The organism is Caulobacter radicis (genome assembly GCF_003094615.1).
Taxonomy (GTDB): Bacteria; Pseudomonadota; Alphaproteobacteria; order Caulobacterales; family Caulobacteraceae; genus Caulobacter; species Caulobacter radicis.
Window position 1 is genome coordinate 29,086 of the sequence record NZ_QDKO01000045.1, and the last position, 12,472, is coordinate 41,557.

Genomic DNA, 12,472 nt, shown 5'->3' on the forward strand with positions numbered 1-12,472 from the left:
AAGCGGGGTCACTGGTCTCTCCGGGCTCCGGAGGCGGCGAGGCGGGGCGAGGCCGGGCGGCGATAGCTGGCGCCCAGCGGGACGGCGGCGGCCGGGGCGTTGGTCGAGCCGGAGGCCGGCGCGGTGTCCGCGCGGTCGGAGACCACCACCAGGCGGCGCGGACCGACGGGCGAGGACGTGGCGGCGGCGCTGGCGGCGGCCTGCTCCTCGCGCCGGGCCAGGCTGACGGCGGCGGCGGCCACATGGGCGGCGCGCGAAGGCGGCTCCAGCGGCGAGGCGGTCGAACCGCCGAAAAGGGATGCGGGCGGGGTCTCCTGGCCGATCTGGTGTTCGCGCGGCAGGCGCAGGCCGGCGGCGATGACGCACACCGCTATGGCGGCGGCGACCAGCACGGCGGCGAAGACGAGGCTGAGCACCAGCACGGTGATCGCCGGACCCATGTCGAGCTCGGCGAACTGCTGGACGTCCTTCATGGCCGCCAGGGCCTTGAGGGACGGGGCCATCATGGCCAGCTCCAGCGACAGGGCCAGGGTGGCGATCATCGGCAGGACGGCCAGGGCGATCATCGCCTTCAGCCAGCCCTCGACGAGGCCGCGCGTGGTTTCGAACAGCAGCAGGCCCGCGACGATCGGGGCCAGGGCCAGCAGCACCGACAGCACCACCTTGCAGGCCAGCACGACGCCCAGGCTGGTCAGCAGCATGACGAGGCCGCCGACATTGGCGGCGAAGGCCGCGAAGCCCGGACCGCCTTGCAGCGCCGCGTCGCGGGCGCCGGCCCGGGTCGCGAAATGCTGGGCGGCGTCCTGCAGGGCGTCGAAGGCGAACTGTAGGCGAACGTATGGATCGAGCTTGCCAGCGCCGCCGCCGTCCAGCTGGGTCAGAAGCAGGCTTCCAACCTCGGTCGGGGCCTTGAACAGCAGGTCGTAGGCCAGGGTCTCCAGCAGCGCCCAGTTGGTGGCCAGCGCCACGACCAGGGCCAGCTTCACGGCGGCGATGGTGGCGTCGCCGATCCGCAGGGTTCCGCGACCCAGCACCAGTCGGTAGCCCATGAAGCCCACATAGAGGGTCATCAGCACGGTCAGCAGGGTGGAGACCGGCGAGCCGGGCGCCGACAGGGCCGCATAGCCGGCCTGGGCCAGTCCGTGCACCTGGCAGTCGACCGAGCCGATCAGGCCCTGGACCAGCGGGGCGGCGGCGGCGGGGCAAGCCAGCGGCGTCATGCGGCCTCCTTCAGGAGCTTGGCCATCCAGGCCTCGGGGGCGTCGCCCAGGCGCTCGCGCAGGGCGTCGAGCCGGCGCACCGTGCTCTCGCGGCCCGACAGCACCGTCAGCAGCTCGGGCGAGCCGGCCAGGTTGAGGCGGGCCACGACGCTGTCGGTTCCGTGCTTGATCAGGAAGCAGCGGGCGGTGTCGGGCAGGCTGCGGACCAGCTCGAACTCATGCTCCGTCAGGCCAAAGCCCCCGCAGTAGTCCTTCGCCTGGGCCTTGGGGTTGGCCATGAAGATCTGGGTGGCGGCCTGCTCGACGATGGCGCTGGCGATGCGGCTTTCCAGGGCGTCCTGGGCCGACTGGGTGGCGAAGCCGACCAGGCCGTTGCGCTTGCGCAGGGTCTTTTCCCAGTCCTTGATCCGGGCGACGAAGACGTCGTCGTCCAGCGCCTTCCAGCCCTCGTCGACGACGATCAGGGTCGGATGGCCGTCCAGGCGCTGCTCCACGCGGTGGAACAGGTACATCATGGCCGGGGTGCGCAGGGCCGGGTCATCCAGCAGCTGGGTCATGTCGAAGCCCAGGGTGGCGGCCGAAAGGTCCAGGCCGTCCTGCGCGTTGTCGAACAGCCAGGCGTGCTCGCCGGTCCCGTGCCACGGCGCCAGCCGCGCGAAGAGGTCGGCGGCGTCGGGGCGGCGCGCGCCCTTGAACAGCTCGGCGAAGAAGCGCAGGCGGCGCAGGCGCGGCGCCTGGTCGTAGTTGGCGTCGACGGCGTCCTTGATGCGGGCCAGGTCGTCGGGCGTCAGGCTCTCGCCGGGCTGGGAGACGAGGCGCGCGATCCAGTCGGCGACGAAGCGGCGGTTGGCCGGCGCGTCCTCCAGGGCCAGCGGGTTGAAGCCCGTGGCCTGGCCGGGACGCAGCACCTCGTAGCGGCCGCCGATGGCGCGCAGGAAGATCTCGGCGCCGCGGTCCTTGTCGAAGAAGACCGTGCGCGGCGCGTACTTCTGGGCCTGGGCCAGCAGGAAGTTCAGCACCACGGTCTTGCCCGAGCCCGACGGGCCGATGATCGTGAAGTTGCCCAGATCGCCCTTGTGGAAGTTGAAGTGGTAGGGGCCGGCCGAGGTGGTTTCCAGCAGCGTCACCGCCGGGCCCCAGTGATTGCCCAGGGCCTTGCCGACCGGGAAGTTGTGGCCGCTGGCGAAACCGGCGAAGTTGGCGGTCGAGATCAGCGCCCGGCGGGCGATGTCCTTGAAGCAGCCCGGGAACTGAGCCCAGAAGGCCGGCTCCAGGTTGACGTCCTCTCGCACGGCGATGGCGCCCATCTCGGTGAAGGCGCTCATCACCTCGGCGGTCGACTGGTCGAGGCCTTCGAGGCTCTGCCCGCGCACCAGTACCGACAGGTGATGCTCGCCGAAGGCGGCGCGGCCGCTGACCACGTCGTCCTTGGCGCGGATCAGGTCGGCCTTGACGCTGATGGCGTCGTCGTCGGCCGCGCGCATGCGGCGCAGGGCCAGGTTCATGCGGTCCAGCGTCGGCTGGCGGTCGACGAAGCCGAAGCTCTGGGTGACCACCATCTCGCACGGCAGGCGCAGCAGGTCGTCGAGCATCCCCGGCGTGGTCTGTGCGGGATAGTCCTTGACCGAGACGATCGAAGAAAAGCTGCGCGCCAGGGCGCCGGCGCGCGACAGCTCCAGCGTCTCGTGGCCGAAGCTGACCCGCCGATAGGGCAGGTACTCGCCCACGTCGCCTTCCGGCGCCAGCACCGGGCGCATCTCGCCGTTGTAGAGGTAGGACAGGAATTCCAGCGGCTCCGAGCACGTTCCGCCCGCGCCCTCGTACTGGGAAAGCACCCGCGCGCCGTAGGGCGCCAGGGCCGAGACCAGGCTGTCGCGGGCGGCGTCGAGTTCGCGGCGGTCCTGGGCCTTCTGGCCGGCGGTCTGGGCGGGGCCCTTGGCCAGGCGCAGAGCCTTGTCGATCAGTCCGCCCTGGCCCTGCAGGGGGCGGCGGACGATCGTCAGGAAGAGGTCGTTGACGTAGAGCCTGCGGCCCGAAAGGCGCGCGCTCCACTCGGCGTCGAGCCGGGTGCTGAAGCCGTCGGCGAAGTCGCCTTCCGTGCCGACCCTGGCCTCGCGGCGGATGATGTGGTGGTAGACGGCGAAGCGCGAGGAGGCCAGGCCCCGCAGCATCACGTCGCGCACGGCCTTGCGGTAGTTCAGGGTCTCGCTGTCGGCGGTCTCGAACGGCAGGCCGGCCAGGTGGATGACCTGCATCAGGAGGCCGTCGCGCGTCTCGATCGTGCGCTCGTCCAGCAGGCGGGCGTAGGGCAGGCGCTTGCCGGCCGAGGCCTCGCGGCCCGCTTTCGGCTTCACGGTTGGTAGCTGTTGCATCGCCAGGCCCGGAAATTGGGAACGCGGGGGCAGCGGCTGACCCTGGTCAGCCACAGGTCGAAGATGCGCGGTTCGCGCAGGCAGGCCGCGTAGCCGATCGCGTGGATCACGAGCGCCGCCAGCAGCGCCCAGAACGACTTGGTGATCAGGAACAGCTCGGTCGTGACCACGCCGTTGACGACGAAGTAGCTGTAGGTCACGCCGGCGAACATCTGGGGCCGGGTCAGGGCCCCGAACACCACGTCGCGATCGAGGGGGGCGGCCATCAGGCTTTACGCGCCCGCCGCGGTGCGGATGCCGCTGACGATGGTCGTCGCGCCGAACAGGATGAAGCAGCCCAGGATGACCGTCGCGCCGTAGCGCCAGTTCATGCGGCCGGTCAGCATCATGAAGCCGACGGCGGCCACGGCCATCACCGCCACGGCGGTGGCGACGTTGCCAAGCAGCGTGCCTTGCAGCCACATCACGCCCGACAGCACGGCCGACGAGCCCTGCGGGTCGGCCAAAGCCCCTTGGGACTGCGTGGCCTGGGCATGGGCCTGGCCGGCGGCGGCGAGGAGGGCGCTGGCCAGTGCGGCGGCGCGGACGCTTACAAGTTTACGCATCAGTTGGAGGCTCCGAGGGCGGGGACGGCGAGGGCGGCGCCCGACACGGCCATGCGGCCGAGGATCGAGGTCACGTAGGCCTGGGTTTCGGCGTAGGGCGGCACGCCGCCGTGCTTGAGGACGGCGCCGGGGCCGGCGTTGTAGGCGGCCAGGGCCAGCTTCACGTCGCCGCCGAAGCGGGTGAGCATCTGGCGCAGATACATCGCCCCGCCGCGGACGTTCTGGGCCATGTCGGATGGATCCACGCCCAGGTCGCGGGCGGTCGCCGGCATCAGCTGCATGACGCCCATGGCGCCCTTGCGCGAGCGGGCGGTCGGCTTGAAGCGGCTTTCGCGCCAGGCGACGGCCTCGACCAGCTTCGGATCGAGGGCGTAGGCGGCGGCCGCGACGGCGATCTCGCGGCGAACCTCCTCGTGGCCGGCCTCCACCACCGGCGCCAGCGGCGCCGCGATGGCCTCCACGGAGTCGTCGGTATAGACGGCCGGGCCCTCGAAACGGGTCACCTCGCCCTCGTCGCCGATCTCCAGGACCTGGGCGGCGACCGGGCGAGAAACCGCGAGGGTGGCGAGCAGGCAGCAGGTCGCTATGGCCGCCAGGCCGATGGCCCGGCGCGCGAAGTCGAACGTCATCGACGCTCCCCCGATCAGCTGTGGTTAAACAATATGCTTAATCGATGTGTATAGGGCGTATCTGACTCGCGTAATGCGTCAGGACAGCGCATCGGTAACCAGTTATTTGTGTCGGAAAGTCTACGTTCGGCGTCGCGCAAGCTTCAGCTTGGCCAAGTATAGGGCGCTTATACTTAAGCTGCGGGCGCGCGCGTTCGCTGTGCGAGAGGACCGCATGGGCGAGTGGCGCTCCGTCCTCGACCCGCGACAATGCGCGATCGCATGGCGATCTCCATGCGCGCGGCGGGGACTATCGATGAGCGGCTTCCGGTACGGCTTCCATCACGGCGGAATCAGCGTCCCCGACCTCGACGCGGCGGTGGAATGGTACGGGCGGGTGCTGGGCTTTTCCCTGGAGCGCCGGTTCGAGATCCCGACCATTCCCGCGCAGGTGGCGATGATCGCCAATGGCGACCTGCGGATCGAGCTGTTCGAGGTTCCCGGCGCCGCGCCGCTGCCGGACGAGCGCCGGATCCCGGATCGCGACGTCCACACCCATGGCGTCAAGCACGTGGCCTTCGTCGCGCCGGACGTGCCCGCGCTGGTCGAGGAACTGAAGAGCAGGGGCGCCGACATCGTCTGGCTGAAGGTCATGCCGCACGGCACGGCCTGCTTCATCCGCGACCTGGCCGGAAACCTGATCGAGTTCGTGCAGGGACCAGTCCCGGCCGGCGAGGCGGGAAGCCTGTAGGACGCGTCACGCGTCGCCTTAAGCGTTTGGATCTCGCCGCATTTTTGGAGTGTGGTGGGGACCCAGACTTCCATCTGGGTCCCCGTGGTGCCGCCGGGCAGGATTGAACTGCCGACCTCAGCCTTACCAAGGATGCGCTCTACCACTGAGCTACGGCGGCGGCGAGGAGGGGCGTATAGCCAACGATTTCCGGGATTGCAAAGCCCAAATCGTATAGACCGAGGTCCGCACGCAATTCACCTGTGGACACATGAGCCGGTCACCGACGTCAAACCCCAGTCAGGACAAGGAAAAAGCCGATCGCGAGGCGCGGCTGGCCCAGGCCCTGCGAACCAACCTTCGCCGTCGAAAGGCGCCCGCCAGCGCCGCGGCCAAGCCTGAATCGTCCCCGCAAGGCGACGAATAGGGGAATCGGCGCGGCCTCTTGCATGACCTCTTGCAAGCGTTAGAACCGCGACCTCACATGTGACCCGCGCGAAGGACGTCTTTTTCGCGCGTTCGAGGGATTTTCATTGGATCGCATCGCCATCACCGGCGGCGCGCAGCTGAACGGGGTCATCCCCGTCAGCGGCGCCAAGAACTCGGCCATCAAGCTGATGGCCGCCAGCCTGCTCACCGACGAGCCGCTGCGCCTGACCAACATGCCGCGCCTGGCCGACACGCGATTCCTCGGCAAGCTGCTGACGCGCCTGGGCGTCAGCGTCACCGAAAGCGACGGTCCGGACGGCCAGCAGACCATCCTGCACGCGCCGGAGATCACCAGCGGTTTCGCGCCCTATGACCTGGTGCGCCAGATGCGCGCCTCGTTCAACGTGCTGGGCCCGCTGGTCGCCCGCTCGGGCCAGGCCAAGGTCAGCTTGCCCGGCGGCTGCACGATCGGCGCGCGTCCCGTTGACCTGCACCTGCAGGCCCTGGAGGCCCTGGGCGCCAAGATCGACCTGCACGAAGGCTATGTCTACGCCCAGGCCCCGCGCGGCCTGAAGGGCGCCGAGATCAGCTTCCCGATCGTCTCGGTCGGCGCCACCGAGCACGCCATGCTGGCCGCCGTGCTGGCCGACGGCGTGACTGTGATCAGGAACGCCGCCTGCGAGCCGGAGCTGGTCGACCTGCAGGAATGCCTGAACGCCATGGGCGCCAAGGTCGAGGGCGCGGGGACCCCCACCGTCACCATCACCGGCGTGGCCCGCCTGAAGGGCGCGACGCACTCGGTGATCCCCGACCGCATCGAGATGGGCACCTACGCCGTCGCCGCCGCCATGGCCGGCGGTGAAGTGCGCCTGACCAACGCCCGTCCGGAACTGATCGAGAGCCTGTCGGTCAAGCTCGAGGAGGCTGGCGCCACGGTCGTGCGCACCGAAGACGGCGTCATCGTCAAGCGCAACGGCTCGCGCCTCAACGCGGTCGACATCGAGACCGCGCCGTTCCCCGGCTTCGCCACCGACCTGCAGGCCCAGTTCATGGCCCTGATGACCACGGCGAACGGCGAGAGCCACATCCGCGAGACCATCTTCGAGAACCGCTTCATGCACGCCCCCGAGCTGATGCGCCTGGGCGCCGATATCTCGGTGCACGGCGGCGAGGCCCGCGTGCGCGGCGTCGCCCAGCTGGAAGGCGCCGAGGTGATGGCCACCGATCTTCGCGCGTCCGTCAGCCTGGTGATCGCCGGCCTGGTGGCGCGCGGCGAGACCGTCGTGTCGCGCATCTATCACCTGGATCGCGGCTTCGAACGCCTGGAAGAGAAGCTAGGCGCCTGCGGGGCCCAGGTGCGTCGCATCAAGGGCGACGGCGAACCGGAGCTGTAAGCCATGACCGCAGCCCCCCTTCGCCTGCTGGCCCAGGAGCCCGCCGATCTCGAGGTGGTCTCGGCCGCCCTGCAGGACGCCGTGGCCAAGATCGGCGACATCCGCTGGGACGCCGGGGCCCGCACCCTGACGCTCGCCTGCAACCGCTTCCGCTGGGAAGCGGGCGGCAAGCGGGGCAAGGGCGGCGAGCGCGTGCGCTCGGCCCTGCAACTGGGCGACGTCACCGGCGTCCAGGCCCGCAACCTGCGCCGCGACGCCAAGCAGGCGGTCGTCGAACTGCTGTCGGTGGCGTTCGAGCCGGGGCAGGAGGCCCCGGGCGGCACGATCCTGCTGACCTTCGCCGGCGGCGGCGACCTGAAGGTGGCCGTCGACTGCATCGAGGTGGTGCTGGCCGACGTGTCCGACCCCTGGACGACCCCGCGCAAGCCGGGTCACGAGGGCTAAGCTCTTTAGCCTCCCGTCATTCCCGCCCTTGTGGCGGGAACCCCTCTGTCAGCCGCAAGTGAGCGTGCGGCGGCGTGCTCGGCACGCCGCTTGCGTCGCCCGTGCGAGCGGAACCAGAGGTTCCTGCCACAAGGGCGGGAATGACGGGACGGGGGTGTTGACCGTTAACCAACCAACCTTCTGATTTCCAAACATTTCAAATCGCATCGAGCCTGATACAACTCGCCGAAGTTGAATCGAACGCGAGTGCGTGATGACCAGGATCGGGTCGCAAGGCTACGCCGCCGCCTATGCCTATACGGGCGCGACGAACAGCCAGACGGGGACCGCCGCCCAGCAGCAGGCCAAGGCCGCCGAGGCCGCCAGGACAGGCGCGTCCAGCGTCAGCGTCACCCTGTCGGCCGAAGCCCAGGCGGCGCTGGCGGGCAAGGCCGACGGCCGTGACCTGGCCACGGTGGTCTCCGACGCCCGCAAGGGCCTCGACGCCCTGCTGTCGGCCGCCAAGGCGACCAGCGCCCTGAAGGACGGCAAGGCGACGATCGACGTCTCGGGCCTGGATCGCCGGGCCCTTTACGCCATCGCCTCCAACCAGGGCGGAAAGTTCCCGATCGAGGAGCAGGTGGTCGCCAGCCTGCAATTGCAGTCAGGGCAGAACGCCGCCCTGGCCGGACCCGCGGCCGACGCCCGGGTCACCGGCGACTATGCCGGCCTCTACAAGGCCGCCCTGACCCGCCACGAGGGCGCGGGAACCGAGGAGAAGGCCACGCTGAAGTGGCAGAACGAGAAGGCCGCCCTGGTCGAGGGCCTGCGCCAGTCCACCGCCAAGCCCGGAACCGCGCCCACCGGCATCGCCGACGATCCGGTCGCCGCCTACGTCAAGGCCAATGGCGGCGTCGTCTCCAACCCCCGCTCGCGCGACATCGCCGACGTGGTCGCCGACGTCCGCGTGGCGCTGGACCGCCAGTATTCGCTGGCGACGGGCGAGGGGATGGCCACGGGCCCCGACGCCGGCAAGATCGATTTTGCCCGCTTCGACGACCGTTCGCTGTCGGCCATCGCGCTGAACAAGGGCGGCCAGTTCTCCGAGCATGAGGCCAAGGAAGCCGCCGGCGAGATCCGCAGCCGCAACCGCGAGGGCGTGTCGTCCTACTGGAAGGCGGCCCAGCAGTCGGGCGACGGCTCGGCCTTCGGGCGGACGCTGGTCTCGCAGTACGTCTCGATGAGCAGCGAGGAGCGCGAGGCGGTCGGCTGGACCCCGGCGCTGTACGAGAAGATGGTCGCGACGCAGAACCTGTCGGCGAAACTTTCGTCGATGTTCGGCCCCGACGGGTCGATCAAGACCGGCATGAGCTTGCTCGACTATCTGTAGCCGTCCGTATCTGGAATAAGGGGGCAAAGTTCCGCTTCCACGGATTGCCCATGTCCCTGATCTCGAACACCCCGCGCGCCGTCCTGATGGCCGCGCTGCTCGGCGCCGCCGCCGTTCCTGCCCTCGCCCAGGCCGCGCCGGCCAAGCCGATGGTCGCGCCGCTGTCGACGGCCTCTGACGCGAGCGACATCCACTCCTACGCCAAGCCGAAGATCGCCCGCGTCACCCATGTCGACCTCGACCTGACCGCCGACTTCACGGGCAAGAAGATGGTCGGCACGGCCGCCCTCGACCTCAAGCTCGCGCCGGGGGCCAAGGACGTGGTGCTCGACAGCAAGGGCCTGGTGATCAAGTCGATCACCAACGCCAAGGGGCAGCCGCTGAAGTGGACCCTGGGGGCGGCCGACCCGCACCTGGGCGCGCCGCTGACCGTGACCCTGAACGGCGCCAAGCGCATCGTCATCGCCTATGAAAGCGCCCCGGACGGCGCGGCTCTGCAATGGCTGTCGCCCTCGCAGACGGCGGGCAAGCAAAAGCCCTACCTGTTCAGCCAGGGCGAGGCGATCCTCAACCGCACCTGGATCCCCACCCAGGACAGCCCGGGCGTCCGCCAGACCTGGACCGCCCGCATCGTCGCGCCCGAGGGCCTGAAGGCGGTGATGAGCGCCGAGCAGCTGACCCCCGACGGCGAACCCGTCGCCGGCGGCCGCGCCTACCGCTTCAGGATGGACAAGCCGGTCGCGCCCTATCTGATCGCCATCGCCATCGGCGACCTGACGTTCCAGCCGCTGGGCCAGCGCACCGGCGTCTACACCGAGCCGTCGGTGATGAAGGCCACCGCCTGGGAACTGGCCGACGTCGAGAAGATGGTCGAGGCCGCCGAGAAGCTCTACGGGCCTTATCGCTGGGGCCGCTACGACCTCCTGGTCCTGCCGCCGTCGTTCCCGTTCGGCGGCATGGAGAACCCGCGCCTGACCTTCGCCACGCCGACCATCATCGCCGGCGACCGCTCGCTGGTCAGCCTGGTGGCGCACGAGCTGGCGCACTCGTGGTCGGGCAACCTGGTGACCAACGCCACCTGGGCCGACTTCTGGCTCAACGAGGGCTTCACGGTCTATTTCGAGAACCGGATCATGGAGAGCCTGTACGGCAAGGACACGGCCGCCATGCTGGCCGACCTGGGCTGGACCGACCTGCACCGGGCGATCGAGGAGGCCGGCGGCCCGACCGGTCCCGACACCCGCCTGCACATCGACCTGACCGGCCGCGATCCCGACGACGGCATGACCGACATCCCCTACGAGAAGGGCGCGGCCTTCCTGCGCACCATCGAGAAGGAGGTCGGCCGCGAGCGCTGGGACGCCTATCTGCGCGGCTATTTCGACCGCCACGCCTTCCAGCCGCAGACCGCCGAGGGCTTCATCGCCGACCTGCGCACGCACCTGTTCAAGGGCGACAAGGCCTTGGAGGCGAAGATCGACGTCCAGCGCTGGGTCTACCAGCCGGGCCTGCCGGAGAACGCTGTCCACGTGCAGTCCAAGGCCTTCGAGACCGTCGACGCCCAGGCCAAGGCCTTCGCGGCCGGCGGGGCCGCGCCGCTCGAGGCCTGGAAGGCCTGGAGCACGTCCGAGCGGGTGCGCTTCGTCGGCAGCCTGCCGCGGCAGCTGTCGGCCGAACGCCTGGCCGCCGTCGACGCGGCCTTTGGCCTTTCGGCCCAGGGCAACAGCGAGATCCGCTTCGCCTGGCTGCAACTGGCCGTGGCCAACCGCTACGAGCCGGCCGTGCCGTCGCTGGAGCAGTTCCTGACCGGCCAGGGCCGCCGCAAGTTCGTCGCCCCGCTGTTCGTGTCGCTGTGGGGCCAGGGCGACTGGGGCCAGTCGATCGCCAGGCGCATCTACGCGCAGAGCCGGCCGCTCTATCACGCGGTGACCCGCGAGACGGTCGACAAGACGGTGAAGTAGGGGGCAGCGGCCTCTCCCGTTTTTCGCCTTCCTGGGTGCCTCCTGCCGCGACTCGGACTCTTGCAGATGCTGCGGGTTTGAGTTGCGGCGGTTTAGGGTTTCACCATAGGAGATATGAACGGGAGCGCGTTAGGAACGGCAAGTGTCGGTTTCAGCTTAAACCAAACATAGATTTTAACCGCCACACGGCGTCTTCCGTAGCCACGCGCGCTAGAATTTCCACCCGCTCCGGCTGACATGAGCGTTGTACCGTGTAGAGGAAGTAGCCGCTGATATCGGATACCTCAGCACCAGCCATCTCTAGGCGCTTATCGGTCAAGGGCGAGAGGCACAGGGTGGTCTCATTGTCCAAGTCTGCGCTCAGGTAGTAGTCTGCCATTTTCACAACCTTAGCAGGGCAGATTCGTGGAACAGTTCACTCACACGCTGCGCCCAAATCCCCAGATGTCGGCCGCCCGTTTAGCCGACTACATGGCAGCCTCGGAACAGGCGAGGCGCAGCATCGTGCAGAGTTGCAAGTACCGGCCCACTGTCCGCGTGATTCAGCACGTTGAGGCCAGGGCGGCAGTGACTTCAGCGCTTCTCTCTGGCTCGGTGGACGTCAGCGCATTGAAAGAACGAGCTAATTTTATCCGTAGCAAGATAGCCGATAGTCAATTCGAGAGCGATTTAAACGAGCACAATGCCGACTACGTCTCCCGGTTTGCCGACGTCGTGCCGGTGCTCGATATGCCCAAGGCGGACATATCTGCCGGGAAGAGTTTTCCCGATCACAGTATCAACGGCGTTCGGGTAACCTTTCAACCCGACGCCATGCTGCAGCGGATTACCAAGACCAACAAAGTCAGGACCGGTGCCGTCATGCTTCGTTATGCGAAGGGCAAGGCGCTGAATGCCAAGGTTGCCTCCTATCAGTCGGCCTTTATATTCGGACGTATGACGGAGCTGGCGGATCTTGAAATTGCTGAGCCTGAAAAGAAGCTCTGCGCGATCCTAGACGCCCAAAGCGGTGTCGTTCACGAAGCTCCAGGCAATGCTAACTATCTCTACAAAGAGATGGATGCTGCCTGCCTCGCCATTGCCGAGCGGTGGGAGGCTATCAAACCACCTGTTGGCGCTGTCGTTAAGGGAACCTAGCGCCTCCAGGGCCGAAAAGCCGCCAAAAGAAAGGGCGGGACCTTGCGGTCCCGCCCTTTCTGTTTCGATCCCGGATCGTGGATCAGGCCGAGGCCTTGGCCAGTTCCGGATCCACCTCGTCCAGCTCGCCCTCCCACTTGGCGACGACGGCGGCGGCGACGGAGTTGCCGACGACGTTGGTGGCCGAGCGGCCCATGTCGAGC

At 68.6% G+C, this 12,472-nt stretch carries 12 protein-coding genes and 1 tRNA gene; 6 read left to right on the forward strand and 7 right to left on the reverse strand.

Annotation, left to right across the window (positions count from 1 at the left end; genetic code table 11):
* Positions 1-8 precede the first annotated feature (8 nt).
* Genes DDF62_RS25195 through DDF62_RS25215 form a run of 5 tightly spaced genes read right to left on the reverse strand, consistent with a single transcriptional unit; the run spans position 9 to position 4,826 of the window.
* Positions 9-1,220: a TrbL/VirB6 family protein gene (locus tag DDF62_RS25195; protein WP_116491669.1), complete on the reverse strand. Its 1,212-nt coding sequence runs from the start codon at positions 1,218-1,220 to the stop codon at positions 9-11.
* Positions 1,217-3,592 carry a VirB4 family type IV secretion/conjugal transfer ATPase gene (locus DDF62_RS25200; RefSeq protein ID WP_116491670.1) on the reverse strand — a complete coding sequence of 792 codons (2,376 nt, stop codon included), beginning with the start codon at positions 3,590-3,592 and terminating at the stop codon, positions 1,217-1,219. The genes DDF62_RS25195 and DDF62_RS25200 overlap by 4 nt, the downstream gene beginning before the upstream one ends.
* Complete coding sequence (locus tag DDF62_RS25205; RefSeq protein WP_116491671.1) at positions 3,571-3,858, reverse strand: VirB3 family type IV secretion system protein; 288 nt, start codon at positions 3,856-3,858, stop codon at positions 3,571-3,573. The genes DDF62_RS25200 and DDF62_RS25205 overlap by 22 nt, the downstream gene beginning before the upstream one ends.
* Before the next feature lie 6 nt (positions 3,859-3,864).
* Complete coding sequence (locus DDF62_RS25210; RefSeq protein WP_116491672.1) at positions 3,865-4,197, reverse strand: TrbC/VirB2 family protein; 333 nt, start codon at positions 4,195-4,197, stop codon at positions 3,865-3,867.
* On the reverse strand, positions 4,197-4,826 hold the full coding sequence (locus DDF62_RS25215; RefSeq protein WP_116491673.1) for a lytic transglycosylase domain-containing protein: 630 nt from the start codon (positions 4,824-4,826) through the stop codon (positions 4,197-4,199). Before DDF62_RS25215 ends, DDF62_RS25210 begins: the two co-directional genes overlap by 1 nt.
* A 295-nt stretch (positions 4,827-5,121) precedes the next feature.
* On the opposite strand from DDF62_RS25215, the gene DDF62_RS25220 reads away from it, so the two are divergent.
* Positions 5,122-5,556: a VOC family protein gene (locus tag DDF62_RS25220; protein ID WP_116491674.1), complete on the forward strand. Its 435-nt coding sequence runs from the start codon at positions 5,122-5,124 to the stop codon at positions 5,554-5,556.
* 85 nt (positions 5,557-5,641) lie between these two features.
* Here the strand turns inward: DDF62_RS25220 and DDF62_RS25225 are convergent.
* Positions 5,642-5,716: transfer RNA gene (locus DDF62_RS25225), tRNA-Thr, on the reverse strand.
* A gap of 352 nt (positions 5,717-6,068) precedes the next feature.
* Between DDF62_RS25225 and murA the strand changes: the two genes are divergently transcribed.
* The 5 genes from murA (at position 6,069) to DDF62_RS25255 (ending at position 12,269) form a co-directional block, all read left to right on the forward strand.
* A complete protein-coding gene (gene murA / locus DDF62_RS25230; RefSeq protein WP_116491675.1) occupies positions 6,069-7,358 on the forward strand; it encodes a UDP-N-acetylglucosamine 1-carboxyvinyltransferase in 1,290 nt (429 codons plus the stop codon).
* Between the two features lie 3 nt (positions 7,359-7,361).
* Positions 7,362-7,802, forward strand: coding sequence for a DUF2948 family protein (locus tag DDF62_RS25235; protein WP_116491676.1), 441 nt, complete (start codon positions 7,362-7,364; stop codon positions 7,800-7,802).
* Between the two features lie 253 nt (positions 7,803-8,055).
* Positions 8,056-9,171: a hypothetical protein gene (locus DDF62_RS25240; protein ID WP_116491677.1), complete on the forward strand. Its 1,116-nt coding sequence runs from the start codon at positions 8,056-8,058 to the stop codon at positions 9,169-9,171.
* A 50-nt stretch (positions 9,172-9,221) separates the two neighbouring features.
* On the forward strand, positions 9,222-11,132 hold the full coding sequence (locus tag DDF62_RS25245) for a M1 family metallopeptidase (protein ID WP_116491678.1): 1,911 nt from the start codon (positions 9,222-9,224) through the stop codon (positions 11,130-11,132).
* A gap of 405 nt (positions 11,133-11,537) precedes the next feature.
* On the forward strand, positions 11,538-12,269 hold the full coding sequence (locus DDF62_RS25255; RefSeq protein ID WP_133244994.1) for a hypothetical protein: 732 nt from the start codon (positions 11,538-11,540) through the stop codon (positions 12,267-12,269).
* Between the two features lie 82 nt (positions 12,270-12,351).
* Here the strand turns inward: DDF62_RS25255 and DDF62_RS26430 are convergent.
* Positions 12,352-12,472: hypothetical protein (locus DDF62_RS26430; protein ID WP_244286948.1), on the reverse strand; the 121-nt coding region annotated here is incomplete at its 5' end.